This is a genomic window from Hydrogenophaga palleronii, assembly GCF_031457455.1.
In the GTDB taxonomy this organism is placed as follows: domain Bacteria; phylum Pseudomonadota; class Gammaproteobacteria; order Burkholderiales; family Burkholderiaceae_C; genus Hydrogenophaga; species Hydrogenophaga palleronii_A.
Map to the genome: position 1 here is coordinate 269,393 of NZ_JAVDWU010000003.1, position 26,882 is coordinate 296,274.

Annotated in this window: 19 protein-coding genes and 1 pseudogene; 2 read left to right on the plus strand and 18 right to left on the minus strand. The window is 66.1% G+C overall.

All coding sequences use genetic code 11. The features are described 5' to 3' along the window. Positions 1 to 28 precede the first annotated feature (28 nt). From J2W49_RS08855 to J2W49_RS08935, 17 genes and pseudogenes are all read right to left on the minus strand, one after another. The gene (locus J2W49_RS08855) at positions 29 to 1,024 is read right to left on the minus strand and encodes a cytochrome d ubiquinol oxidase subunit II (RefSeq protein ID WP_310315203.1); all 996 of its coding nucleotides are present in this window, start codon (positions 1,022 to 1,024) and stop codon (positions 29 to 31) included. A gap of 5 nt (positions 1,025 to 1,029) precedes the next feature. Then, the gene (locus J2W49_RS08860) at positions 1,030 to 2,409 is read right to left on the minus strand and encodes a cytochrome ubiquinol oxidase subunit I (protein WP_310314505.1); all 1,380 of its coding nucleotides are present in this window, start codon (positions 2,407 to 2,409) and stop codon (positions 1,030 to 1,032) included. 34 nt (positions 2,410 to 2,443) lie between these two features. Continuing rightward, positions 2,444 to 3,142 (minus strand): DUF6781 family protein, encoded by a 699-nt coding sequence (locus tag J2W49_RS08865; protein ID WP_310314506.1) that lies wholly within the window; start codon positions 3,140 to 3,142, stop codon positions 2,444 to 2,446. Positions 3,143 to 3,153: 11 nt separating this feature from the next. After that, positions 3,154 to 3,900 (minus strand): acetoacetyl-CoA reductase, encoded by a 747-nt coding sequence (gene phbB / locus J2W49_RS08870; RefSeq protein ID WP_310314508.1) that lies wholly within the window; start codon positions 3,898 to 3,900, stop codon positions 3,154 to 3,156. Positions 3,901 to 3,932: 32 nt separating this feature from the next. Then, complete coding sequence (locus J2W49_RS08875; RefSeq protein WP_310314511.1) at positions 3,933 to 5,114, minus strand: acetyl-CoA C-acetyltransferase; 1,182 nt, start codon at positions 5,112 to 5,114, stop codon at positions 3,933 to 3,935. A 44-nt stretch (positions 5,115 to 5,158) separates the two neighbouring features. After that, entirely contained in the window at positions 5,159 to 6,793 is a 1,635-nt protein-coding gene (locus J2W49_RS08880) for a PHA/PHB synthase family protein (RefSeq protein WP_310314513.1), read from the minus strand. A gap of 13 nt (positions 6,794 to 6,806) precedes the next feature. Next, positions 6,807 to 8,141 (minus strand): NAD(P)/FAD-dependent oxidoreductase, encoded by a 1,335-nt coding sequence (locus tag J2W49_RS08885; protein WP_310314516.1) that lies wholly within the window; start codon positions 8,139 to 8,141, stop codon positions 6,807 to 6,809. A gap of 31 nt (positions 8,142 to 8,172) precedes the next feature. Beyond that, the gene (gene lipA / locus J2W49_RS08890; protein ID WP_310314519.1) at positions 8,173 to 9,114 is read right to left on the minus strand and encodes a lipoyl synthase; all 942 of its coding nucleotides are present in this window, start codon (positions 9,112 to 9,114) and stop codon (positions 8,173 to 8,175) included. Between the two features lie 7 nt (positions 9,115 to 9,121). Beyond that, entirely contained in the window at positions 9,122 to 11,416 is a 2,295-nt protein-coding gene (locus tag J2W49_RS08895; RefSeq protein WP_310314522.1) for an NADP-dependent malic enzyme, read from the minus strand. A gap of 33 nt (positions 11,417 to 11,449) precedes the next feature. Next, complete coding sequence (locus tag J2W49_RS08900; RefSeq protein WP_310314523.1) at positions 11,450 to 12,247, minus strand: alpha/beta fold hydrolase; 798 nt, start codon at positions 12,245 to 12,247, stop codon at positions 11,450 to 11,452. 11 nt (positions 12,248 to 12,258) lie between these two features. Then, the gene (gene lpdA / locus J2W49_RS08905) at positions 12,259 to 14,022 is read right to left on the minus strand and encodes a dihydrolipoyl dehydrogenase (protein ID WP_310314524.1); all 1,764 of its coding nucleotides are present in this window, start codon (positions 14,020 to 14,022) and stop codon (positions 12,259 to 12,261) included. A 16-nt stretch (positions 14,023 to 14,038) separates the two neighbouring features. Next, positions 14,039 to 15,619, minus strand: a complete 1,581-nt coding sequence (locus J2W49_RS08910; protein ID WP_310314526.1) for a dihydrolipoyllysine-residue acetyltransferase — start codon at positions 15,617 to 15,619, stop codon at positions 14,039 to 14,041. Between the two features lie 14 nt (positions 15,620 to 15,633). Then, complete coding sequence (gene aceE, locus J2W49_RS08915; protein ID WP_405001004.1) at positions 15,634 to 18,345, minus strand: pyruvate dehydrogenase (acetyl-transferring), homodimeric type; 2,712 nt, start codon at positions 18,343 to 18,345, stop codon at positions 15,634 to 15,636. 55 nt (positions 18,346 to 18,400) lie between these two features. Next, a complete protein-coding gene (locus J2W49_RS08920; RefSeq protein ID WP_310314530.1) occupies positions 18,401 to 20,026 on the minus strand; it encodes an SLC13 family permease in 1,626 nt (541 codons plus the stop codon). 734 nt (positions 20,027 to 20,760) lie between these two features. Further along, on the minus strand, positions 20,761 to 21,303 hold the full coding sequence (locus tag J2W49_RS08925; protein WP_310314532.1) for a GNAT family N-acetyltransferase: 543 nt from the start codon (positions 21,301 to 21,303) through the stop codon (positions 20,761 to 20,763). A 103-nt stretch (positions 21,304 to 21,406) separates the two neighbouring features. Further along, positions 21,407 to 21,517: pseudogene (locus J2W49_RS08930) on the minus strand (ArsR family transcriptional regulator); the annotation flags it as partial. A 31-nt stretch (positions 21,518 to 21,548) separates the two neighbouring features. After that, positions 21,549 to 22,766 (minus strand): PQQ-dependent sugar dehydrogenase, encoded by a 1,218-nt coding sequence (locus tag J2W49_RS08935; RefSeq protein ID WP_310314534.1) that lies wholly within the window; start codon positions 22,764 to 22,766, stop codon positions 21,549 to 21,551. Between the two features lie 149 nt (positions 22,767 to 22,915). On the opposite strand from J2W49_RS08935, the gene J2W49_RS08940 reads away from it, so the two are divergent. Continuing rightward, positions 22,916 to 23,542, plus strand: coding sequence for a class I SAM-dependent methyltransferase (locus J2W49_RS08940; RefSeq protein WP_310314536.1), 627 nt, complete (start codon positions 22,916 to 22,918; stop codon positions 23,540 to 23,542). Between the two features lie 141 nt (positions 23,543 to 23,683). Here J2W49_RS08940 and J2W49_RS08945 read toward each other — a convergent pair whose 3' ends face one another. After that, positions 23,684 to 24,151 (minus strand): Lrp/AsnC family transcriptional regulator, encoded by a 468-nt coding sequence (locus tag J2W49_RS08945; protein WP_310314539.1) that lies wholly within the window; start codon positions 24,149 to 24,151, stop codon positions 23,684 to 23,686. Between the two features lie 103 nt (positions 24,152 to 24,254). Between J2W49_RS08945 and mdeB the strand changes: the two genes are divergently transcribed. Further along, complete coding sequence (gene mdeB, locus J2W49_RS08950; RefSeq protein ID WP_310314542.1) at positions 24,255 to 26,849, plus strand: alpha-ketoglutarate dehydrogenase; 2,595 nt, start codon at positions 24,255 to 24,257, stop codon at positions 26,847 to 26,849. The last annotated feature ends 33 nt before the right edge of the window (positions 26,850 to 26,882 follow it).

Consider the following 26,882-nt stretch of genomic DNA (forward strand, 5'->3'; position numbering starts at 1 on the left):
GTACAAGTCCGCGGCGGCGAGCAGACCATCATGCGTACTTGAGTTCACTCGTCTTGCCTCGGAAAACGCGGTACGAAAACACGGTGTAGCCGGCGATGGCAGGCACCGAAATGCACACACCGACGAGGATGACCTTCAGCGCCTCGGGGCTGCTTGCGGCGTCCCAGATCGTCAGTTGGTCGAGCACCACGTACGGGTACAGGCTGTAGGCCAGGCCCAGGAAACCGAGCACGAAGACCAGCACCAGCAACACGAAAGGCAGCCAGCACAGCGGTCCACGCACCTGGCGTGTGCGCAGCAGGGCTCGAACGGCCAGCAGGCACCCGCCTGTCATCAGCGGAATCGCCATCAACGCGATGAGCTCGGGCAGCGCGAACCAGCGCTCGCGTACCGTCGAGCTGACCCACGGCGTGGCCATGGAAATCAGCACCAACCCGCCGACCATCGGCGTCCAGGCAATACGCGCCCAGACCACCGCGCGTTCCTGAAGTTCGCCCTCGGTCTTCATGATCAGCCAGGCCGCGCCCATCAGCACGTAGGCCATCGGCAACGCGACGGCAATCGCGGCGGCGAACAGTGGGTAGTTCCAGCCGACGCCGAAGCCGCTGACATAACGCCCGAGCATCCAGCCCTGCGCCACCGACGCCAGCAAGGAGCCGGCAAAGAAGAGCCGGTCCCAGGTGAGCTTGTGCGTGTCGCGGGCCTTGACGCGGAAGTCGAAGGCCACACCGCGCAGGATCAGACCGACGAGCATCAGCGCCACCGGCAGGTAGAGTTCACCCAGCACCAGGCCGTGCGCCTTCGGGAAGGCCACCAGCAGGATGCCGACGCCCAGCACCAGCCAGGTCTCGTTGGCGTCCCAGAACGGGCCGATGGAGGCGACCATCACGTCCTTGTCGGCGTCGCTGGCGCGGTGCATCAGCATGCCCACGCCCAGGTCGTAGCCGTCACTGACCACGTAGACCAGCATCGACAGGCCCATCAGTGCCATGAAGATCACCGGCAGCGCCTGGTCGAAGTTCATGGGCGTCATGGGCTCGTCCCTTGCAACAGCGAGGGCGAGCCGGCGTCCACCGGCAGTGGCGTTTCCGGCTTTTCGGCCATGTACTTCAGCACCGCGATGTAGGCGACGATCAATGCCAGGTACACCGTCACGTAAAGCGCCAGCGTCAGCCCGACCATGGGCGCCGGCACCTGCGCCACCACGTCGGCGGTGCGCACCAGGCCCTGCACGATGAAAGGCTGGCGGCCGATCTCGGTGACGTACCAGCCGGCGACGGTGGCCACCCAGCCGGAAAAGGTCATGCCGGCGAATAGCCATAGCAGCTTGCGTGGCAATTGCGCAGGCTGCCAGCGGCTGCGCCGCAGCAGCCACCAGCCCAGCCAGCTGGTGGCCAACATCAGCAGCCCCATGCCGATCATGATGCGAAAGGCGAAGAACACCGGCAGCGACGGCGGGTGTTCGCCGATGAAGTCGTTCAGGCCCTGTACCTCGCCGTCGAGCTGGTGCGTCAGGATCAGGCTCGCCAGCTTGGGAATTTTGACCTCGAAGTGGTTCATGCGCCGCTCGGCGTCGGGCAGCGCAAACAGCAGCAACGGCACGCCGCGCTGGGTCTCCCACACGCCTTCCATCGCGGCGATCTTGGCCGGCTGGTGCTTCAGGGTGTTCAGCCCGTGCAGGTCACCGACGAAGATCTGCAGCGGCACCAGCAGCGCCGCCATCGTCAGGCCGACGCGCATCACCCGCGGCGCCGAGCGCTGGGCCACGCCTTTGAGCACCTGCCAGGCCGACAGCCCTGCCAGCAGGAAGGCGCAGGTCAACGCCGAGGCCAGCAGCATGTGTGTGAGCCGGTAGGGGAAGGAGGGGTTGAAGATCACCTCGAACCAGCTGCTGACATGGTAGACACCGTCGCGGATCTCGTAGCCGACAGGCGTCTGCATCCAGGAGTTCAGCGCCAGGATCCAGAACGCCGACAAGGTGGTGCCCAAGGCGACGAAGAAGGTGGCCATCAGGTGCACCCGCTCGCTGACCCTGCCGTGGCCAAAGAGCATGACCCCGAGGAAGCCGGCTTCCAGAAAAAAGGCCGTCAGCACTTCATAGGCCAGCAGCGGGCCGGCGATGTTGCCGACCTGTTCCATGAAGCCGGGCCAGTTGGTGCCGAACTGGAAGCTCATGGTGACGCCGCTGACCACCCCCAGCGCGAAGCTCAGTGCGAACACCTTGGTCCAGAAGCGGTAGGCGTCGAGCCAGCCCTGCGCATGGGCCATGTCGCCGCTGCGCTGCGTCCTCAGCCAGCGCCAGCGAAAGAACAGCAACACCCAGCCCAGCGCGATCGTGATCGTGGGGAACAGGATGTGGAAGGTGATGTTGGCCGCAAACTGCATGCGGGCCAGGATCAGCGCGTCCATCGGCGTGGGTTCTCGTCCGTGCGCAAGGAGCGGCTCAGCCGCGGGATGCCCGCTTGCGCGGGCTTGCGGCCGGGGCCGGTGGCCTTTCTCCTTGCAGGGCCTGTGACATGCCGATGAGCACGCCGCTGACCAGCGTGGTGTACGTGTCCAGCATGGCCTGCGACGCGCGCAGGCTGAGGGCGCGCCCGTCGCGCAGGCTCTTCTGCGTGTCGTCCAGCAGCTGTTCGAGCGCTGCACTGGCCTGGGTGCCGGTGCCGGTGGCCTTGCCCTGCACGGCTTGCAGGACGGCGGACCAGGGGCCCTGCAGGGCAGAGTCCGCTCCCGCGGCGGCCTTGCGCACGGCGGCGAACAGGGTGTCCTCCATCTTGTCGATGTCGGCCAGCGCTTTTTTCAACTGCGTCTCGCGCAGGCTCAGGCCCTGGTCCACCATCTGTTGCAAGGCCGTGCGATGCGCCTGCACGGCCTGCTCCAGTGCTGCGTCCATGCCGGCAAACGCCTTGGTGAGCAGGGCCTGCACGTCGGCCGTGCCCAGTGGGCTGGCGGCGGCGCCTGCGGAGGCCGACCGCGTCACGGTGTCCAGCACCTGCCGGATGTTGGCCAGAGACAGCTCACGCCCCTGCAAAGCCTTCAGCGTGGCCTCGTTGACGGCCTTGCGCAAGGCTTCGCCCTGGCGGGCGGTGGCCTGGGAGAACTGGGTGATCAGCGCGTCCTGATCGATGCCATGTTTGATCATTTCGTTTCCCTTCATTGCATGTGCTGGCCGCCGTTGATGGCGATGTTGGCCCCGGTCACGAACGCGGCCTCTTCGGAAGCCAGGTAGATGATCAGTCCCGCCACCTCTTCCGGTTTGCCCAGTCGTCCCACGGGGATGTGCGGCAGGATCTTGCTGTCCAGCACCTCCCTGGGAATGGCCGTGACCATCTTGGTGCCGATGTAGCCCGGCGAGATGGTGTTGACTGTGACGTTCTTCTTCGCCACCTCCAGCGCCAGTGCCTTGGTGAAGCCGTGCACACCGGCCTTGGCGGCCGAGTAGTTGGTCTGTCCGAACGCGCCCTTGCTGCCATTCACGGAGGACACATTGATGATGCGGCCCCACCCCCGCTCGGTCATGCCGTCGGCCACCTGCTTGCTCATGTTGAACAGGCTGTCGAGGTTGGTGCGCAGCACCGCGTCCCAGTTGATCTTGTCCATCTTCTTGAAGGTCATGTCGCGCGTGATGCCCGCGTTGTTCACCAGCACGTCGATCGCGCCCAGCCTGGACTGCACCTCGGCCACTGCGCTGGCGCAGGAATCGAAGTCCGTCACGTCGCATGGCACGGCCAGGATCTCGTAACCCCTGGCCTTCATCTGTGCCAGCCAGTCGCCATGCGTCTTGTTGCCGGGCGAATACGTCACCGCCACCTTGTAGCCGGCATCGACCATCTTGGTCGAGATGGTCTCGCCCAGGCCACCCATGCCACCGGTGACCAGTACCACGCGTTGTTGACTCATTTCATTGCTCCTTGTGTTGATGAAGAAAGGGGTCAGGCTCGTTCCACCGCCAGCGCCACGCCCATGCCGCCGCCGATGCACAGCGAGGCCAGGCCCTTGTTGGCGCCGCGGCGGCGCATCTCGTGCAGCAAGGTCACCAGCACGCGGCAGCCCGAGGCACCGATGGGGTGGCCGATGGCGATGGCGCCACCGTTGACGTTGATCTTGCTGGTGTCCCAGCCCATCTCCTGGTTCACCGCGCAGGCCTGCGCCGCGAAGGCCTCGTTGATTTCCATCAGGTCCAGGTCCTGTGCATTCCAGCCGGCTTTCTGCAGGCAAAGACGCGACGCCGGTACCGGGCCCATGCCCATGATCTGAGGGTCGATCCCCGCGCAGGCATAGGCGCGGATCACGGCCAGTGGCTGCAGGCCGAGCGCAGCGGCGCGCTTTGCCGACATCACCAGCACCGCCGCGGCGCCGTCGTTCAGCCCGGAGGCGTTGCCGGCCGTCACCGAGCCGGTCTTGTCGAAGGCCGGGCGCAGGCCGGCCAGCGCCTCGGCGCTGGTCTTCTTGTTGATGAACTCATCGGCGGCGAAGACGATCGGGTCGCCTTTCTTCTGCGCGATGGACAGCGGGAGGATCTCGTCGGTGAAGCGACCCGCCTCCTGCGCTGCCGCCGCCTTCTGCTGCGAAGCCAGCGCCAGGGCGTCCTGCATGTCACGGTCGATGCCGTATTGCTTCGCCACGTTCTCCGCCGTTGTGCCCATGTGGTACTGGTTGTACACATCCCACAGGCCGTCGGTGATCATGGAGTCGACCATCTTCCAGTCGCCCATGCGCTGGCCGTCGCGCGAATTGAGCAGCACGTGCGGCGACGCGCTCATGTTCTCCTGGCCACCGGCCACGACGATCTCGGCGTCGCCGCATTTCACGGCTTGCGCGGCCAGCATCACGGCCTTCAGGCCCGAACCACACACCTTGTTGATCGTCATCGCAGGCACCGACTGCGGCAGGCCGGCCTTGATGACGGTCTGCCTGGCCGGGTTCTGTCCCGAACCGGCTGTCAGCACCTGGCCCATGATGACCTCGGACACCGCGTCGCCGGGCACACCGGCCTTGGCCAGCAAGCCCCTGACCACATGCGCGCCCAGGTCGGGCGCCGTGGTGCGGGCCAGCGTGCCACCAAACTTGCCTACCGCCGTGCGTTGCGCGGCCACTATCACGATGTCGGTCATGAGACTCTCCTTTGGGGTTGAAAGACGGTATTGGCGGCCGGTGCTCACGCCGCTGGTGTGTTGACGTAGCGTCCAGGGGCGGGCTCGATGACGGGAAACGCCGCGTTGCCTGCCTTGCGAGGAGGCGCGACCTGTTTGCCGGCATGGCCCTGCAACCACTCGCTCCACGCCGGCCACCAGCTACCCTCGACACGCTGCGCAGCGTCCAGCCAGGCCGGGGCATCCGCCGCGAGCGGCCCGGTCCAGTGATGGCGCTTGCGCTTGGCTGGGGGGTTGATCACGCCTGCGATGTGGCCACTGGCGCCGAGCACGAAACGCGTGTCGCCGCGCAGCAGGCGCGTACTGGCATAGGCGCTGTGCCAGGGCACGATGTGGTCCTCACGCGAGGCGTAGACGAAGGCCGGCGCATCGATGCGCGAGAGGTCCACCCGTACGCCGCATTGCAGCGTACCGCCCGGCTCGCGCAGGCGGTTTTCCAGATAGGTCTGGCGCAGGTACCAGCAATACATCGGCCCTGGCAGGTTGGTGTCGTCGCCGTTCCAGTGCAGCAGGTCAAATGCAGGCGGCGCTTGGCCCTTGAGGTAGCTGTTGACCACATAGGGCCAGATCAGGTCGTTGGCGCGCAAGGCGGCGAAGACCTGGGCCAGTTCGCGCCCTCGCAACAGGCCGCCCTGGCCGATGCTGGCCTCGCGCGCGGCGACCATCTGCGGGTCCACCATCAGGCCCAGTTCACCGGTGTCCGAGAAGTCGAGCAGTGTGGTCAGCAGGGTGAGGCTGGCCGCCGGCGACTCGCCGCGCGCCGCCGCCACCGCCAGTGCGCTGGCCAGCAAGGTGCCGCCAATGCAGAAGCCCAGCGTGTTGAGCCGCTTGCTGCGGCCGATGCGCTGCGTGACCGACACGGCCTGCAACACCCCCTGCTCGACGTAATCGTCCCAGCCCAGGTGGCCCTGCTCCGCCGTGACGTTGCGCCATGACACCAGGAAGACGCTGTGGCCCTGGGCCACCGCGTAGGCCACCAGCGAATTCTCGGGCTGCAGATCGAGGATGTAGTACTTGTTGATGCACGGCGGCACGATCAGCAAGGGTCGCTGGTGCACCTTGGCGGTGGTGGGTGCGTACTGGATCAGCTGCATCAGTTCGTTTTCGAACACCACGCTGCCCGGTGTGGTGGCCAGGTTGCGACCCACTTCGAAGGCCTGGTCGGCGGACATCGAGATCCGCCCCTTGGCCACGTCGGCCATGAACAGGCGGGCGCCTTCCAGCAAGCTGGCGCCGCCGCTGTCCAGCACAGCCTGCATCGCCTCGGGGTTGGTCGCCAGGCAGTTGGCCGGGCTCATCGCGTCGACCACCTGGCGCAGCATGAAAGCGCACTGCGCCTTGCTGCGTGCGTCCAGTGGCGCCTTGTCCACCGACTGCTGCATCAGCGTCGCGAACCGCAGGTAGGCCTGGCTCATGGAGGCGAAACGCGGGTCCTGTTGCCAGGGATCGGCGGCAAAGCGGCGATCGGTCGCGGCAGCGTCAGTGGGCATCAGGGCCGCAGTCCAGAACGCGTTGACCTGCGCCAGTCCTTGTTGCCACGCCTGCAAGGTGGCGTCGGCCAGCGGCCACGGGGAGGTCGACGTGCGCATCAGCTCGTCGAGCCACCGGGCGGGGTCAAACGGGGGAGGGGATGGGTTCATGTGGCGCCGTGCTTCAATGCAGCTTGACGTGAGGTTCGGTGCGCCGCGTGATCAGCCGCGCCATCGTGTCCAGCGTGACCTTGGCCGGACCGTGCAGCGCCAGCTCGTGCATCTTGTAGAGCGACACGTACATCAGGCGGGCGAAGGCGCCTTCGATCATCAGGCTGCCGCCGATCAACCCGCCCATCATGTTGCCCACGGTGCTGTACTCGCCCAGCGACACCAGCGAACCGAAGTCCCGGTAGCGGTAGGCCTGCAGGGGCTTGCCCGCCAGGCGGCGCCTGATCTGCGCGGCCACGTGCGAGGCCTGCTGGTGTGCCGCCTGCGCGCGCGGTGGCACCCAGCCGCCCTTGCCTCCGTTGGCCTGCGGCCATGCACAGGCAGCGCAATCGCCGATGACGAAGATGTCCTCGTCACGCGTGGTCTGCAGGCTGGGCCGCACGACGAGCTGGTTGATGCGGTTGGTTTCCAGGCCGGCGATGTCCTTCAGGAAATCCGGAGCCTTCACGCCCGCCGCCCACACCACCAGTTCGGCAGGCAGGAGGCGGCCATCGGCCAGGCGCACGCCCTCGGGCAACACCTCGGCCACCTTGGCGGCGGTGTGCACCTGGACGCCGAGCTTGGCCAGCAGGGCCTCGGTGGCCTTGGACAGCCGCTCCGGCAAGGCGGGCAGCACCCGGTCGGCGGCTTCGATCAGGTTGACCTGGATGTCCTTGTCGGCATCCACGCGATCCAGCCCGTAGGCCACCACCTCGCGCGTGGTGCGGTGCAACTCGGCCGCCAGCTCCACGCCGGTGGCCCCGGCGCCGATGATGGCCACGTGCAACTGCTCGGGCCGCAGGGGTGTGCTCTGGGCATGGGCGCGGATGCAGGCGTTGACCATGCGCGCGTGAAAGCGTTGCGCGTCGGCCTTGGACTCCAGCTTCAGCGCGTGCTCGCCGACGCCGGGCGTGCCGAAGTCGTTGCTCAGGCTGCCCAGCGCCAGCACCAGCGTGTCGTAGCCAAACACGCGGTCGGGCGTGACCTCGCGGCCCTCGGCGTCGAGGTAGGGTGCCACGCGCACTTCGCGACGCTCCCGGTCCAGCGCTGTCATCTCGCCGATCCTGAAGCGGAAGTGGTGCCAGTGCGCCTGTTCCAGGTAGCCGACCTCATGCGCGCTCAGGTCCATGCTGCCCGAGGCGATCTCGTGCAGCTTGGGCTTCCAGACATGGGTGCGGTTCTTGTCGATCAGCGTGACATCGGCGCGGCCGCGCTTGCCCAGCGTGTCGCCCAACCGGGTGGCCAGTTCCAGGCCGCCTGCACCGCCACCGACGATGAGGATGCGATGTCGTTCGGTAGCCGGTTTCATGGTGTGGACCTCGACAGCATGGATGGGCGACTCAGACGCCGGCCGCATGGGCCTGCTGGTCGGCGTGGTAGCTGGAGCGCACCAGCGGCCCGCAGGCGGCGTGCAAAAATCCCATGGCCCGCGCCTGCTGTGTCAGCGCGTCGAACTGCTGCGGGGTCACATAGCGCTGCACGGGCAGGTTGCCTGGCCGCGGTTGCAGGTACTGCCCGACCGTCAGCATGTCCACGCCGTGCTGGCGCAGGTCCTGCAGGACTGCCAGCACCTCGTCGTCGGTTTCGCCCAGGCCCAGCATCAGGCCCGACTTGGTCGGCACAGATGGGCAGCGTTGACCGAACCCGCGCAACAGCTGGAGTGAGTTCGCATAGTCCGCGCCGGGCCGCGCCTGCCGGTACAGGCGGGGCACGGTTTCCAGGTTGTGGTTCATCACGTCGGGTGCATCGGCGGCCAGGATGTCCAGGGCGATCTCGACGCGCCCGCGGAAGTCGGGCGTCAGCACCTCGATGTGCGTCAGCGGCGATTGGCGGCGCACCGCGCGGATACACGCCGCAAAGTGCGCCGCACCGCCGTCGCGCAGGTCGTCGCGGTCGACGCTGGTGATGACCACGTACGCCAGGCCGAGCCGGGCCACGGTGTCGGCCAGGCGCTGCGGCTCCAGCGGGTCGGGTGGCTGGGGCCGGCCATGCGCCACGTCGCAGAACGGGCAACGCCGCGTGCACAACTCACCCAGCACCATGAAGGTGGCCGTGCCCTTGCCGAAACACTCGCCGATGTTGGGGCAGGACGCTTCTTCGCACACCGTGTGCAGGCTGGCCTCGCGCAGCAGGTGCTTGACCTGGCGGAAGCCCTCGCCCTGCGGAACGTGCACGCGTATCCAGGGCGGCTTGGGCAGCGCTGCGGCCGCGACCACCTTGATGGGTATGCGCGCGGTCTTGGCGGCGCCGCGTTGCGCGGCAGCGGTGACGGCTTCGCTCATTACCGCCTTACGCGCCGGAGCGGTCGGCGCTGCGCTGCGCCGAAGCGTCCACCACCGCCAGCGCCGTCATGTTGACGATGCGGCGCACGGTGGACGATGGCGTGAGGATGTGCACCGGACGCGCCGCACCGAGCAGGATGCCCCCCACGGTGATGCCGTTGCCGGCGGCAATGCGCAGCAGGTTGTAGGAAATGTTGGCCGCGTCCACATTGGGCATGATCAGCACGTTGGCCTCGGTGCTCAGGCCCGAGTCGGGGAACTCTCGGTCCAGGATCGGCTTGGACAGGGCCGCGTCGCCGCGCATCTCGCCTTCCACCGCCAGGTGCGGGTCGCGCGCGCGGATCAGGCCAAGCGCCGCGCGCATCTTCACCGCCGAGGCGGCGTCGGAGCCACCGAAGCTGGAGTGCGACAACAGCGCGACGCTGGGCGTGACGCCGAAGCGGCGCACCTCTTCCGCGGCCATCAGCGCGATCTCGGCCACCTGCTCGGCATCGGGGTCGCGATTGACATGCGTATCGCAGATGAAGAGCTGGCGCCCGGGCAGCATCAGCATCTGCATGGCGGCCAGCGTGTTCGTGCCGCTGCGCAGGCCGATCACGTCACGCACATGGCGCAGGTGCTCGACGTAGCCGCCGACCGTGCCGCACAACATGGCGTCGGCGCGACCCTGGCGCACCCACATGGCCGCCAGCAGGGTGCCGCGGCTGCGCATCTCTGCGCGGGCCACCGCGCGCGACACCCCATTGCGACGCATCAGCTGGTGGTAGCCGTCGGCGGCCTCGCCATACACGGCGGGGTCCAGCGCGTTGACGATGTCGCAGTCCCCGCCGGGCTTCAGGCGCAGGCCGAATTCGGCGATGCGCTGGGTGATCACCTCTGCTCGGCCCATCAGCAGCGGCCGTGCCAGGCCTTCGTCCACCACCACCTGAGCCGCGCGCAGCACACGTTCGTCCTCGCCTTCGGCATAGACCACCCGCTTCGGGGCCTGCTTGGCGGCAGCAAACAAGGGCTGCATGCTGCTGCCCGACTGGTAGACGAACTGCGCCATGCGCTGGCGATAGGCCGGCATGTCGTCGAAGGGGCGGGTGGCCACACCGCTGTCCATCGCGGCCTGCGCGACCGCCGGAGCCACCACCTCGATCAGGCGCGGGTCGAAGGGCTTGGGGATCAGGTAGTCGCGCCCGAAGCGCAGCCCTGCTGCGCCGTAGGCCTGGGCCACCACCTCGGGAATTTCTGCATGGGCAAGCTCGGCGATGGCGCGCACCGCGGCCAGCTTCATCTCCTCGTTGATGGTGGTAGCGCCGGTGTCGAGCGCGCCGCGGAAGATGAAGGGAAAGCACAGCACGTTGTTCACCTGGTTCGGGTAGTCCGAACGGCCGGTGCCGATGACCGCGTCGGGCCGCACCGCCAGCGCCGTCTCCGGCATGATTTCCGGCGTCGGGTTGGCCATCGCCAGGATGATCGGATCGCGTGCCATGCTCTCGACCATCTCGGGCTTGAGCACGCCACCGGCCGACAGGCCGAGGAAGATGTCGGCTCCCGGGATGATGTCGGCCAGCGTGCGGGCGCTGGTGTCGCGCGCATAACGCGTCTTGTTCGGATCCATGCCTTCGGTGCGGCCCATGTACACCACGCCCTTGGCATCGGTGACGAAGATGTTCTGCGGTTTCAGGCCCAGGCTCACCGCCAGGTCCAGGCAGGCCAGTGCCGCAGCGCCGGCGCCCGAGGCCACGAGCTTCACCTCGGCGATGTTCTTCCCCACGTGCTTCAGGGCGTTGAGGATGGCCGCCGCGGCGACGATGGCGGTGCCATGCTGGTCGTCGTGGAAGACCGGAATCTTCATGCGCTCGCGCAGCTTGGTCTCGATATAAAAGCACTCGGGCGCCTTGATGTCCTCGAGGTTGATGCCGCCGAAGGTGGGCTCCATGCGGGCGATGGTCTCGATCAGCGCGTCGGGGTCGTTCTCGGCCAGTTCGATGTCGAACACGTCGATACCGGCGAACTTCTTGAACAGGCAGCCCTTGCCCTCCATCACCGGTTTGGAGGCCAGGGGGCCGATGTTGCCCAGGCCCAGCACGGCGGTGCCGTTGGTGATCACTGCCACCAGGTTGCTGCGCGCGGTCAGGTTGCCGGCCTCGAGGGGGTCAGCGACGATGGCCAGACAGGCATCGGCGACGCCGGGTGAATAGGCCAGCGACAGATCGCGCGCCGTGGCCATGGCCTTGGTCGGCGTGACCGAGATCTTGCCCGGTGTGGGGTAGCGGTGGTAGTCGAGAGCGTCTTGGCGCAGTGTGTCTGACATGCTGTTTTGTCTCCATGGGTAAACGAATCGGAATCAGCTGGTTGCCGGCAGCGGGATGGTCTCGGCCAGCCAGCCGCGCAGCGCCTGAATCAGTGCCTCGGGCTCGTCGGCATGCACCCAGTGCCCGGCATCGCGGATCTGCTGCAGCTGCGCCCGGGGAAACAGGCGCACGATGCCCGCGCGCGATTCCGGGCGCACATACCGGGAATGCTCACCCGCGACGAACAGGGCCGGCCCCGGGTAACGTTGGCGAAGCAACTCAGACGGGAACGCGCACAGGTCTTGCATGCATACGGCTGTCGCCATCAGGTTGAGCCGCCAGTCGAAACGTTCGTTGTGGCGCTGCAGGTTCTGCATCAGGAAGTCCACCGGCGCGTCAACGTCCAGGCGGCAGGCAAGGGCCTGCCGGACCTCCCGGCGGCTGGTGGCCGCCGCCACATCCAGGCCGCGCATGGCATTGACATACGGCGAGAACTGGTCGGCGTAGGCCTCGGGCGCGATGTCAATCACCGCCACGCCCGAGATCGCGTGCGGATACTCGAGCGCCAGGGCCATGGCTGTCTTGCCCCCCATGCTGTGGCCGATCACAACGGGCCGCTGCAAACCCTCGCGGTCGATCAGCTCCAGCACGTCCAGGGCCATGTGGGAGTAGCACATGGTGTCGGCCCAGGGCGACGCACCGTGGTTGCGCGCATCGGGCAGGTACATCCGGTAGCTGCCGGACAGGGCCTGGGCGATGGACGCCCAATTGCGACCGGAACCGAACAGTCCATGCAGGATCACGACGGGCGGGCCGTCGCCCATCGCTTCGTATGCCAGCTTGACGGTCATGGCGCAGCTCTTCACTTCTTCTTCTGCGGCGGCAGGTCGGTGCAATGGCCTTCGAAGACCTCGGCGGCCATGCCGATCGATTCGCCCAGAGTCGGGTGCGGGTGGATCGTCTTGCCGATGTCGGCGGGCTCGCAGCCCATCTCGATCGCCAGGCAGACCTCGCTGATCAGGTCACCGGCATGGGTGCCGACGATGCCGCCGCCGATCACGCGGTGCGTGGCTTCGTCGAACAGCAGCTTGGTGAAGCCTTCGTCGCGGCCGTTGGCGATGGCGCGGCCCGACGCGGCCCAGGGGAACACCGCCTTGCCGAACTTGATGCCCTCGGCCTTGCACTGCTCTTCGGTCTTGCCGGTCCAGGCGACCTCGGGGTCGGTGTAGGCCACCGACGGGATCTGCCGCGCATCGAAGAACGAGGCCTGGCCGTTCGCTGCTTCGGCCGCCACATGCGCTTCGTGCACCGCCTTGTGCGCCAGCATGGGCTGACCAACGATGTCGCCGATCGCGAAGATGTGCGGCACGTTGGTGCGCATCTGCTTGTCGACGTTGATGAACCCACGCTCCGTAACGGCGACGCCGGCCTTCTCGGCAGCGATCTTGTTGCCGTTCGGGCTGCGACCGACGGCCACCAGCACCAGGTCGTAGAGCTGGGCTTCCTGGGGTGCCTTCTCGCCTTCGAAGTTGACCTCGATGCCGGCCGGCGTGGCCTTCGCGCCCACCGTCCGCGTCTTCAGCATCACGTGGCCGAAGCGGTGCGTGTTCATCTTTTCCCACACCTTGACCAGATCACGGTCGGCACCTTGCATCAGGCCGTCGAGCATCTCGACCACGTCGACGCGTGTGCCCAGTGTGGAGTAGACGGTGGCCATCTCCAGGCCGATGATGCCGCCGCCAACGACCAGCATGCGCTTGGGGATGCTCCTGAGCAGCAACGCGCCCGTGGAGTCGACGATGCGCTCGTCGTCGGACATGAAGGGCAGCTTCACCGCCTGGCTGCCGGCGGCGATGACGGCGTGGGCGAACTTCACCACCTTCTTGCTGCCATCGGCGGCGACCACTTCGACGTGGTGTGGATCGAGGAAGCTGCCCACCCCGGTGAGCACCTCCACCTTGCGCGCCTTGGCCATGCCGGCCAGGCCACCGGTGAGCTTCTTGATCACGCCGTCCTTGAAGCCTCGCAGCGCGTCAAGGTCCACTTCGGGCGCCGCGTACTTGATGCCGTGGTGACCCAGTGCCTTGACCTCGTCCATCACCGCCGCGGTGTGCAGCAGCGCCTTCGACGGGATGCAGCCGACGTTCAGGCACACACCGCCCAGCGTGGCGTAGCGCTCGACCAGTAGGGTTTTCATGCCCAGGTCGGCGCTGCGGAACGCTGCCGAATAGCCGCCGGGGCCGGCGCCGAGCACGAGCATCTCGCACTCGGCATCGGCCTTGCCGGAGTAGCTGGCCGCGCCGGGCACCGGTGCCGCTGGTGCCGCTGCGGCGGGTGCTTGGGCGGGCGCAGGCGGTGCCGCGGCTGGAACCGCCGCCGAGGCCCCGGTCGCTTCGATGACCAGGATCACCGAGCCTTCGCTGACCTTATCACCGACCCTGACCTTGATCTCCTTGACGGTGCCGGCGTGCGTCGATGGAATTTCCATCGATGCCTTGTCCGACTCGACCATGATCAGCCCGGTTTCGACGGCGATCACCTCGCCGGGCTGGACCATCAGCTCGATGATCGCGACATCCTTGAAGTCGCCGATATCGGGAACCTTGACTTCCACGAGTTGTGCCATGGTGGTGGTTCCTCTCTCAGAACAGGATGCGCCGCATGTCGGCAAGCAGATGGGCGAAGTGCACGTTGAAGCGCGCGGCGGCGGCGCCGTCGATGACGCGGTGGTCCCACGACAGCGACAGCGGCAGGGTCAGGCGCCAGCTCGAACTCTTGCCGTCGCTGGAATGCTGCTTCCAGTAGCTCTTGCACACGCCCATGATCGCGACCTCGGGCGCATTGATGATGGGCGTGAAGTAGATGCCGCCGATGCCACCGAGCGAGCTGATGGTGAAGGTGCCGCCCGACATCTGGTCGGGCTTGAGCTTGCCGTCGCGCGCCAGCTTGGCCAGCTCGCCCATCTCCTTCGCGATCTCGGGAATGCTCTTCTTGTCGACGTCGCGGATCACCGGCACCACCAGCCCATTGGGCGTGTCGGCGGCGAAGCCGATGTGCCAGTAGTTCTTGAGGATCAGCGCGTCGCCGTCCAGGCTGGCGTTGAATTCCGGAAACTTCTTCAGCGTGGCCATCGCTGCCTTCATCATGAAGGGCAGCATGCTGACCTTGACGCCGGACTTCTCCAGTTCCTTGTTCATCTGCACGCGGAACGCTTCGAGCTCGGTGATGTCGGCCTCGTCGTGCGTGGTGACGTGCGGGATGACGACCCAGTTGCGGTGCAGGTTGGCGGCAGAGATCTTCTTGATGCGGCTTTGCTCCTTGCGCTCGATGGGCCCGAACTTCGCGAAGTCGACCTTCGGCCAGGGCAGCAGGTCGATGCCGCCCACGCCCCCGCCGGCTGGCGTCGCCGCCGCCTTGGCAGCCGGGGCTGCCGCGCCGCTGCCGCCCTTGGCGAAGGCCTCGACGTCCTCGCGCACGATACGGCCGTGGTCGCCACTGCCCTTGAGCTTGCCGAGATCGACGCCCAGTTCGCGAGCCAGCTTGCGCACCGCCGGGCCCGCATAGGCGAGGGCGAACGCTGCTTCGTCGACGCCACCCCCGCTCGGCGCCGCTACAGCAGACGCTGAAGCAGCGGTGACCGGTGCGGCAGCAGGCGGCGCGGCCGCAGCAGCACCGCTCCCGGTCGCCAGCGCCATGATGATGCTGCCCTCGCTGACCTTGTCGCCGACCGCGACGCGGATCTCCTTGACGATACCGCCCAGTGGCGCCGGCACGTCCATCGTGGCCTTGTCCGATTCGAGCGAGACCAGGGGGTCCTCAGCCTTCACCGTATCGCCGACCTTGACGAAGATCTCGATCACCGGCACATCCTTGAAGTCGCCGATGTCGGGGACGCGCACCTCGGCCAGACCGGTCGGCGCACTCACGGGCGCGGGCGCTGCGCTGACGCTGGGTTTGGCGGCTTCGGCCGGGGCGGCACTCGCGCCGGCCTCGGACTCGAAGCTCATGATCACGCTGCCTTCGCTGACCTTGTCGCCGACTTGCACGGCGATGGACTTCACCTTGCCGCCGCGCGGCGCCGGCACGTCCATCGTGGCCTTGTCCGACTCCAGCGAGACCAGCGGGTCCTCGGCCTTCACCGTGTCGCCAACCTTGACGAAAATTTCGATCACCGGCACGTCCTTGAAGTCGCCGATGTCGGGTACCTGGATTTGAATGCTCATGCTGTTGCCCCTGCTCAGACCGTCCACGGCGCGGCGCGCTCGGTATCCAGGCCGTACCTGGTGATCGCCTCGGCCACCACCGCTGGCTTGATGACACCGTCATCGGCCAGTGCCTTCAGTGCCGCCACGACGACGTAGTGGCGGTCGACTTCGAAGAAGCGGCGCAGCTTGGCGCGGTAGTCGCTGCGGCCGAAACCGTCGGTGCCCAGCACCACGTAGCGGCGTCCCGCGGCCTGAACGTATTCGCGCACCTGATCGGCGTAGTTGCGCATGTAGTCGGTGGAGGCGACCACCGGGCCCTCGTGGCCTTCCAGGCAGGTCTCGACCCAGCTCCTGCGTCGCGGCTCGGTGGGGTGCAGCAGGTTCCAGCGCTCGGCCGACATGCCGTCGCGGCGCAGTTCGTTGTAGCTGGTGGCGCTCCAGACATCGGCGGTGACGTTGAAGTCGGCCTTCAGCATCTCGGCGGCGGCGATCACCTCGCGCAGGATGGTGCCGCTGCCCATCAGCTGCACGCGCAGACCCTTCTTCGATGCCTTGCCACCATCCTTCAGCTTGTACAGGCCCTTCAGGATGCCCTGTTCTGCGCCTTCGCCGGCTTCGGCCAGACCGGGGTGCGGGTAGTTTTCGTTCATCAGGGTGACGTAGTAGTAGACGTCCTCCTGCTCCTCGTACATGCGGCGCATGCCGTCGCGGATGATCGTCACCACCTCGTAGGCGAAGGTCGGGTCGTAGCTGACACAGTTGGGGATCGTGGCGGCCAGGATGTGGCTGTGGCCGTCCTCGTGCTGCAGGCCTTCCCCATTGAGCGTCGTGCGGCCAGCGGTGCCGCCGAGCAGGAAGCCGCGTGCGCGCATGTCCCCGGCCAGCCAGGCCAGATCGCCCACGCGCTGCAGCCCGAACATCGAGTAGTAGATGTAGAAGGGGATCATCGGCACGTTGTTCGTGCTGTACGAGGTGGCTGCGACGATCCAGCTCGACATCGCGCCGCCTTCGTTGATGCCCTCCTGCAGCACCTGCCCGTCCTTGGACTCGCGGTAGTACATCAGCTGGTCGGCGTCCTGCGGCTTGTACAACTGGCCCACCGACGAATAGATGCCGAGCTGGCGGAACATGCCCTCCATGCCGAAGGTGCGCGATTCGTCGGGCACGATGGGCACGATGTGTTTGCCGATCTGCTTGTCGCGCACCAGCGTGCCCAGCATCTGCACGAAGGCCATGGTGGTGCTGATCTCGCGCTCGCCACTGTTCTCCAGCAGACGCTGGAACGTGGCCATTGGCGGGATCGTCAGCGAAGTGGACTTGCGCCGGCGCTGCGGCAGGTAGCCGCCGAGGGCGGCGCGTCGCTCGCGCAGGTACTTCATCTCCGGGCTGTCCTCGGGCAAGCGGATGAAGGGCACCTTCGCCAGATCGTCGTCGGACACCGGGATCTGGAAGCGGTCGCGGAAGCCGCGCAGGGCATCGGCCGTCATCTTTTTGGCCTGGTGGGAGATCATCTGTCCCTCACCCGACTCGCCCATGCCGTAGCCCTTGACCGTCTTGGGCAGGATCAGCGTCGGCTGCCCGGTGTGTCTGGCCGCAGCGGCATAGGCGGCATAGACCTTTTGCGGGTCGTGACCGCCTCGCGTGAGCTTCCAGATGTCGTCGTCGCTCATGTCCGCGACGAGTGCCTTGGTTTCCTCAAAGCGCCCGAAGAAATGCTCTCGCACGTAGGCGCCGCTCTTGCTCTTGAAGTCCTGGTATTCGCCGTCGACACACTCCTCCATGAGCTGCAGGAGCTTGCCGGTCTTGTCCTTTGCGAACAGGGCATCCCAGCCGCCGCCCCAGAGCACCTTGATGACGTTCCAGCCGGCGCCGCGGAACACGCTCTCCAGTTCCTGAACGATCTTGCCGTTGCCGCGCACCGGGCCATCGAGGCGTTGCAGGTTGCAGTTGATGACAAAGACCAGGTTGTCCAGACGCTCGCGGCCGGCCAGCGAGATCGCGCCCAGCGATTCGGGCTCGTCCATCTCGCCGTCGCCCATGAAGGCCCAGACCTTGCGCTCGGACGTGTCGGCCAGACCCCGGCCCTGCAGGTACTTCAGGAAGCGCGCCTGGTAGATGGCCATCAGCGGGCCCAGGCCCATCGAGACCGTGGGGAACTGCCAGAAGTCGGGCATCAGCCAGGGGTGCGGGTAGGACGACAGACCTTTGCCGCCCGTCTCCTGCCGATAGCCCAGCAGTTGTTCTTCGCTCAGGCGCCCTTCAAGAAAGGCGCGGGCATAGATGCCCGGCGAGCTGTGCCCCTGGATGAACAGCAGGTCGCCACCGTGGGTGTCGGTGGGCGCGTGCCAGAAGTGGCCAAAGCCGATGTCGTACAGCGTGGCCGCCGACTGGAAGCTGGCGATGTGGCCGCCCAGCTCCGACGAGTCCTTGTTGGCGCGCAGGATGATGGCCATTGCGTTCCATCGGATGATGGAGCGCAGCCGGTGTTCGATGGCGCGGTCACCCGGGTTGCGCTCTTCGCGTTCGGGCGGGATCGTGTTGCAGTAGGCTGTGTTCAGCGAGCGCGGCACATAGACGCCATCGCGGCGCCCCTGATCGACGAGCCGGTTGATGATGAAGTTGCTGCGCTCGCCGCCGCGGTGCAGTTGCACCGCGCGCAAGGCATCGGTCCATTCGCCGGTTTCGGTGGGATCGGGATCGCCCATCATGTCCATGCCTGTCTCCTGTGTCTTTGTGGGTGAAATGTTCGAGAAGCGCCGGGTCGCCGCGCGGTGCTTGCCAGCGCGGGTCCGGGGCCCCTCAGGGAATGACCAAACCGAGCGCCCAGGGGCCGAGCAGCACCGTGAAAATGGTGATCAGCACAGCGCCCAGCACGTTGAGCAGCAGCCCGCCGCGCGCCATCTCGTAGATGCTGACGCAGCCGGTGCCGAACACGATCGCGTTCGGCGGCGTGCCCACCGGCAGCATGAAGGCACAGGTCGCCGCCAGCGCCGCCGGGATCAGCAGCGTCATCGGGTCGATGCCGATGCCGATCGCCACCCCGCCAAGGATGGGGATGAAGGTGGCAGCGGTCGCCGTGTTGCTGGTGATCTCGGTCAGGAACAGCACGATCAGGGTGACGGCGCCGATCAAGGCGACGATCGGCAGCACCCCCAGGCCCGTCACCTGCAGGCCGAACCACTTGTCCAGGCCGCTGGCTGCCACCGACGCCGCCAGGGACAGACCGCCGCCGAACAGCAGCAGCACGCCCCAGGGCAGCCCCTCCTCGGCGTCCTTCCAGTCGAGCACGGCGCGCCTGGGTTTTCCGCTGGGCAGCAGGAACAACAGCAGGCCGGCCGACAGTGCGACCACCGTGTCGTTGAACAGGCGCAACCATGGCAGGGTGTTGCCCAGGTCGCCCATGGTGGACAGCAGGCTGGGCACGATCCAGCAGAACGCGGCCAGCAGGAACACGAGGCGCACGCTCTTTTCGCCGCGACTCATCGGGCCCAGTTCGGCGATCTCGTCCTCGATCATCTGTTTGCCGCCCGGCACCTCGTCGAGCTCGAACCGGAAAAGCACGCGCGTGATCAGCAGCCAGGCCAGCGCGAGGAAGATCACGACGATGGGTACACCGAGCATCATCCACTGCGCGAAGCCCACTTCCTTGCCCAGTTCTTTGCTGATGTAGCCGGCGACGATGGCGTTGGGCGGGCTGCCCAGCAAGGTGCCGAGGCCGCCGATCGATGCCGACCATGCAATCGCCAACACCAGTCCGACACCGAAAGTCCGTATGTCCTTGTCATGGATCAAGTCGCTGACCTTGTGTCCGGCGGCCAGACCGGCGCGCACGTCGACTGCTGCGCCCTTGGCGCGGTCGCTGTTCTCGGCCACCAGGGCCAGCACGCTCAGCGCGATGGGCAGCATCATCAAGGTGGTGGCGGTGTTGGACACCCACATCGACAGGAACGCCGTGGAGATCATCATCCCCAGGATGATCTGGCGTGGGTGCGTGCCGACGGCGCGCAGGGTCAGCAAGGCGATGCGCCGATGCAGGTTGACCTTCTGCATGGCGATCGCCAGCAGGAACCCGCCGAGGAACAGAAAGACGATCGGATTGGCGTACGGAGCGGTCGCCTGCGCCACCGTACGATCCGTCATCAGCGGGAACAGGATGATCGGCAGCAATGAGGTGACCGACAGCGGAATGGCCTCTGTCATCCACCAGATCGCCATCAGCGTACCGACCGCGGCCACCACGCGCGCATCGTTTGAAAGTTCTGAGTTGCCCAACAGGGCATACACCAGCAAGGCGGCGCCCAACCCAAGCGCACGCAACAACCAACTGCTCAGGTTCGAGCGCGGAGGTATTCGGTCGTGCGGCTGATTGTCGAACTCGCCCTGCTCGCGCACGATGGCGCCGGCTCCTGTGCTCGTCGATGTCATGGTTGTCTCCGTTGTGTCGTGAGGGGGCATCAGGTGATGCGTCCGCCCCTGTCTTGTGCAACCCTCGTGCCAGGCCTCACAACGCACTGCCGGTGCGCTAAGTCATTGATTTGAAATGGAGTGGTTCGCTGGCCCGGTTTGTCGGACCGCCGAATGTCCGGCGATCGCCGCTGTGCGATGTCCGGGACGCCGGACGGCCGGGTTTGCGTAAACCCTAACTTCAGCGAGAGTGGGTGGCTGCAGTGCCGTTATCAGGTGTACGGATGGGCACGCGGCCGGCACCACGATCTGTCTTGCCCTGATACAACCCATCGGATGCAGGCAACCGATGTGCTGCGGCGCGCGACGGGTGAAACAGCAGATACAGTTGCGGGTCGCTGATCACTGATGTACCCCCCGATTCCTCCCTCTCGGAGCATCCATGGCCCTCAGGTTTGTTCTGCTGCCAAAAAGGTAGGCCTCTATCCGTTTGAGTGGTGGCGAACGTCAAGTTTCAGGGGTAGAGCAGCCCTCCACTCCCACCGAACCCTGAGCGACCGGTCTGGTCACTCTGCAACATTCGACTGACAAATTCGAGTGGCCGCTACCAGCCTTGACCTGAAATTGTCCGCGTCAGTTCGCCGAGAAAGGGCTTCCCAGTGAGTGCTGTGAGCTGACCCGTTGCCGGCAGGTCCATACGCCCGAAGGCCAACTTCATGTAGGCTGAAGAATCAGTCGCTCAAAGGCCCACTACCTCACACCTTGTCACGCCAGACTTCATAGATGACCTCGCCCTGCTCGCCTCCTGCGAGGGGTTCTAGAAAGCTTGGGAAAACCGTCTCGACATAGCGAAAGCCCGCCTTCTCCATCACCCGGCGCGAACCGTGGTTGACCGTCATGGTCTGGGCTCGGACGCGATCAAATCCCAGATTTCCAAGGGCCTCGGCCACCAGAGCGCGGGCACCCTCGGCCCCATAGCCTTTGCCCCAAGCATCACGTCGCAGTCGATAGCCCAGCTCTGCCGTCTTGCACCCCCCGGCCAGGCCATCGCCGAACAGCGCGAACCATCCGACAAATTCGCCTGTCTCGCGTTCATGCGCCACCAAGACCTCGGGTTCCGTACCGCGCGGCGTCAGAAAATCGCCATCGGTGTAGCCTTCTAAGGGAACAGGGCGCCCACCGTTCAAAAAGCGCATGACCTCTGGGTCCGCCTCTAGCGCCACAAGGTCTGCACAGTCGGCAGGCGTGCTTGAGCGAATGACAAGGCGGGCAGTGATGAGGCGAAAGTCAGGTGGCATCTGTTCAGAACATAACAAATCCCACGCGAGCGGTCGTCGCCTACCACCTCGCTGGCCGCAGGCCCCACCCCAGCCCTCCCCTAGAGGGGGAGGGAGCAGCTACTCAAACCGCATGCAGCGGCAACGCCGTCTTGTACCGCACCTGCTTCATCGCAAAGCTGGACCGGATCTTCTCCACCTGCGCAATGGGTGAAATCTGTTCCAGGATGAAGCGAAAACTCTACCCGGCGAGCTGACTTGACGCCTCAGCCGCCGACCCGAAGGATCCCGCCGGAGGGAAGGGTGAGCACGTACAGATAGCCGTCGGTGCCCATGCGCACATCGACGATGCGCTCGTTGCGGTCAGCGAGCAGGCGTTCGCGGCCCACTTCGCGCTTGCCGTCGAACTGTATGCGCCAGAGGCCAGTGCCCTCGCGTGCGCCGACGAACAGGCTGCCTTGCCAGTGCGCCGGTTTGCTGCCGGTGAAGAATGCCATGCCGCTCGGTCCGATGGACGATTTCTGACCACTTGTCCAGGGGCTGCCGTCGCTGGTGTTCCAGACCGCCAGCGGTTGCTCCATGCCCCGCTTGCGGGTGCCCTCGCCAAACGGCGTGGTGGTGCCCGGCACCTGGCCGTGGCTGATCACCGGCCAGCCGTAGTTGCGTCCGGGCAGCGTGAGGTTGATTTCGTCGCCGCCCTGGGGCCCGGCTTCGTGCGTCCACAGTTCGCCGGTGTCCGGGTGGATGGCAGCGCCTTGCGGGTTGCGATGGCCCCAACTCCACAGGCCAGGGAGCCCGTCCGGAATGACTGGGTTGCCCGGCGCGGGTTCGCCTTCGGTGGTGATGCGCACCACCTTGCCATTGCCACTGGACACGTCCTGCGCGAGCTCACGCTGCTCCGGCGTCTCGCGGTCGCCCAGGGTCACGAAGAGATGGCCTTCACGGTCGAACGCCATGCGCCCGCCATAGTGAAAGCCCCCATCGGTCACCTTCGGCTGCCGGTAGATGACTTGGTAAGACGGCACGAGATCTCCGTCGGCTTCGTCGGTCAACTCAGCACGCGCCACCGCCGTGCCCCTGCCCTGAGGACCGTCCGAACCCTCGGCGAGGGTGAAATACACGCGTCGGTTGGTCTCGAACGCCGGGTCGACCGCCACATCGCGAATCCCAAGGTGCTCGTTTCCCACCACCATTCTGCTGAACGCCGCGTGGTTGAGGTAGGTGTAGCTCGATCCGTCGGCCTCATAGAGGCGCAAATAGCGGTCGCTCGTGACGACGATGAAGCGACCGTCGGGCAGAAAGGCCATGGCGGTCGCATTGGAGAAGCCGGCAGGTAGCTGCGTCACGGCAACCGGTTCGGTGGTGGGCGTGAACTTGTCGCGGTCGCCGCCTCCGCACGCGTTGAGCAGGCCCAACGTGATCGCGGATGCGAGCAACAGGCTGGGCAAGAGGCGCAGGGCGGGCATGCGCACGATGGTAGGCACGTGGGCTACAGCGTCTGTGCGGTATCGCGCATTGGCTCATCCGCGTCTGCCGCGCCGACCAAAGGTCGCCACCCACCGTGCGGCTACGCACAAGTTCTTGGGGTGTACGGTGCTCCGGATCAAGACGGTGCTGTATGAAATGATGCGGCATGCCATTGAGTTCCGAAGACCTGCAACAAATCGCCGCGCGCACCCTGGCGCACTACGAACAGCACGCCCAGAGCTACTGGGAAGGTACGCGTGACCACGACGTGAGCCAGAACATTGCGGCGCTGCTGAAGCACATACCCGGGCCACCGCCCTTTGACCTGCTGGATTTCGGCTGCGGGCCCGGGCGGGACCTGCACACCTTCAAGACCCTGGGCCACCGCGCGGTGGGCCTGGAGGGCGCGCCCAGCGTGGCGGCGCTGGCACGTGCGCACAGCGGCTGTGAGGTGCTGGAGCAGAGCTTCCTGCAACTCGACCTGCCCGCAGAGCGTTTCGACGGTGTGTTTGCCAACGCCGTACTGTTCCATGTGCCGCGCCAGGTGCTGCCGCAGGTGCTGAGACAACTGCATGCCTGCCTGCGGCCGGGCGGCGTGCTGTTCAGCTCAAACCCGCGCGGCGATGGCCAGGAGGGCTGGAGCGGTGAGCGCTACGGCGTGTTTCACGACTGGCCCAGCTGGCGCAGCCTGGTGACGGCCGCCGGCTTCGAGGAGCTGGAACACTTCTACCGGCCGTCGGGCTTGCCGATTGAGCAACAGCCCTGGCTGGCGAGTGTGTGGCGCAAGCGCTGAGCCCTGGGCACGATTGCTGTGCGGTTGGCAGTTTTTTGCAGATTTGGCGATTGCAGATAGTTTGCTGTACAGCAAATCAAGAGAAAAGACGACAGGCTCAGGACAGGCCAAGCCTCCCCCAGCGGGGGAGTGAGCCTTTGCTCAAGCCGCATGCAACGGCAACGCCGTCTTGTACCGCACCTGCTTGAGTGCGAAGCTGGAACGGATTTTCTCCAGCCCGGGAATCGGCGAGAGCTGCTCCAGGATGAACCGCTCCAGCGCCCCGATGTCGGCCACGGCCACGCGCAGCAGGTAGTCGCTGTCGCCCGACATCAGGTAGCACTCCATCACCTCATCGTGCTCGGCGATGCGGCGCTCGAATTCGGCCAACGCGGCCTTGGATTGCTCTTTCAGACTGACCGAGATGAAGACGTTAAGCCCCAGCCCCAAGGCCTTGGGATCGGCCAACGCCACATAGCGCTGGATCACACCTTCGTTTTCCAGCGCCTTCACCCGCACCAGGCAGGGCGATGGCGAAAGACTCACCCGCCGCGCCAGCTCCACGTTGCTGAGCGATCCGTCTTCCTGCAGCTCGGACAATATGCGGACATCAGTTGCATCTAAAGCCATAAATACTCTAAAAATTAATTTGTGAAGCAGTTTATGCTGATTTTTCTCAGAACACAGCGCCAATTCAAAAGCACATGTGGTCAACAACCCCTTACAGTAGTTCATGACTGACACCCGCCAAGCCCGTTATCTCAACACCCCAGAAAGCGATACCGACCCCTCCGAAACAGCGGAGTGGCGCGAAGCGTTGACCGCGTTGCTGGCCTCACAAGGGCCCGAGCGCGCACGCTTCATGCTCGACGAGATGGCGCGACTGGCACGGGGCCAGCGCATCGGCTGGCAGCCGGAGTTGAACACGCCCTACATCAACACCATCGCGGTGGAAGACCAGCCCGCCTTCCCCGGCGACCTGGCGGTGGAAGAGCGCCTGGCTTCGCTGATGCGCTGGAACGCGCTGGCCATGGTGGTGCGGGCCAACCAGGCGTATGGCGAGCTGGGCGGGCACATCGCCAGCTACGCGAGCGCGGCCGATCTGTTTGAGACCGGGTTCAACCATTTCTTTCGCGCCGGGCGCCAGGGTGACTTGGTGTTTTTTCAGCCGCACAGCGCGCCGGGTGTGTATGCGCGGGCTTTCCTTGAGGGCCGGCTGAGCGAGGCCGACCTGCTGCACTACCGGCAGGAAATCACCGCCCCCGCCAGCGGCGCGCGCGGCCTTTCCAGCTACCCGCACCCGTGGCTGATGCCGGACTTCTGGCAGTTCCCCACCGGCTCCATGGGCATCGGCCCCATCAGCTCGATCTACCACGCGCGCTTCATGCGCTACCTCACGCACCGGCAGTTGCTCAACTGTGAAGGCCGCAAAGTGTGGGGCGTGTTTGGCGACGGCGAGATGGACGAGCCCGAGAGCATGAGCGCGCTCACGCTGGCCGCGCGCGAGAAGCTGGACAACCTGGTGTGGGTGGTCAACTGCAACCTGCAGCGGCTGGACGGCCCGGTGCGCGGCAACGGCCGCATCATCGACGAGCTGGAAAAGCTGTTTGCCGGTGCGGGCTGGAACGTGATCAAGCTGGTGTGGGGCAGCGACTGGGACGGCCTGTTCGCGCGCGACACCACCGGCGCCCTGGTGCGCGCTTTTGCCAACACGGTGGACGGCCAGATGCAGACCTTCGCCGCCAAGGACGGCCGCTTCAACCGCGACAACTTCTTCGGCCAGAACCCCGAACTGACGGCGCTGGCCCAGGGCATGACGGACGAGCAGATCGACCGCCTGAAGCGCGGCGGCCATGACCTGGTGAAGATCCACGCCGCATACGCTGCTGCAGCGGCCCACACCGGCCAGCCCACGGTGATATTGGCGCAGACCAAGAAGGGCTACGGCATGGGCGCGGCCGGCCAGGGCAAGATGACCACGCACAGCCAGAAGAAATTCGACGAGGGCGACCTGATCGAATTCCGCAACCGCTTCAACCTGCCGTTGACCGATGAACAGGCCAAGGGCCTGGCCTTTTTCAAGCCCGCCGACGACAGCGCCGAGATGCGCTACCTGCGCGAGCACCGTGCGGCGCTGGGTGGTGCCATGCCCAAGCGCGAGACCGCGTGTGAGGAGGTGCCGGTGCCCGCCATTGACGCCTACGCCAGTTTTGCGCTGAAGGCCGACGGCAAGGAGATGAGCACCACCATGGCTTTTGTGCGCATGCTGGGCACGCTGCTGAAAGACCCAGCGCTGGGGCCGCGCATCGTGCCCATCGTGGCCGACGAAGCGCGCACCTTTGGCATGGCCAATTTGTTCAAGCAGGTCGGCATCTACAGCAGCGTGGGCCAGCGCTACGCGCCGGAAGATATTGGCTCCGTGCTCAGCTATCGCGAAGCACTGGAAGGGCAGATTCTGGAAGAAGGCATCAGCGAGGCCGGCGCGCTGGCGAGCTGGACGGCGGCGGCCACAAGCTACAGCGTGCACGGCCTGGCCATGCTGCCGTTCTACATCTACTACTCGATGTTCGGCTTCCAGCGCGTGGGCGACGCCATCTGGGCCGCTGCTGATCAACGTTCGCGCGGCTTCCTGCTGGGCGCCACCTCGGGCCGCACCACGCTGGGCGGCGAAGGCCTGCAACACCAGGACGGCAGCAGCCACCTGGTGGCCGCCACTATCCCCAACTGCAAGGCGTATGACCCGGCGTTTGCGGGTGAGCTGGCAGTGATTGTGGATGCCGGCATGCGCGAGATGCTGGTGGAGCAGCGGGACGTGTTTTATTACGTCACGCTCATGAACGAGAACTACGCCAACCCTGATTTGCATGAAGGGGCGGCTGAGGGGGTGTTGAAGGGTGGTTACCACTTCGGCAGCTATGGGCCGCAGGGTGGCAAGCAGCGCGTCACCTTGCTGGGCTCGGGTGCGATCTTCACTGAAGTGGTGAAGGCTGCGCAGCAACTGGCTGAGCAGGGTGTGGGGGTGGATGTGTTCAGCGTCACCAGCTGGAGTGAGCTGGCGCGGGATGGTGTGGCCAGCGGCGATGGGGTGCCTTACCTCACGCAGTTGCTGGGGCGTGGCGAAGGCCCTGTGATTGCGGCGACCGACTATGTGCGGGCGGTGCCGGAGAGTGTGCGGGCTTTTGTGCCTGAGGGGCGGCGGTTCCACACGCTGGGGACGGATGGGTTTGGGCGCAGTGATACGCGGGTGGCGTTGCGGGCGTTCTTTCAAGTTGATGCGGCGAGTGTTGTGAAGGCGGCGCTTCACTCGCTGGGCCCGCGTCAATCGTGAGCTTGGTGTCTGACTCCCTCGCCCCTGGGGGAG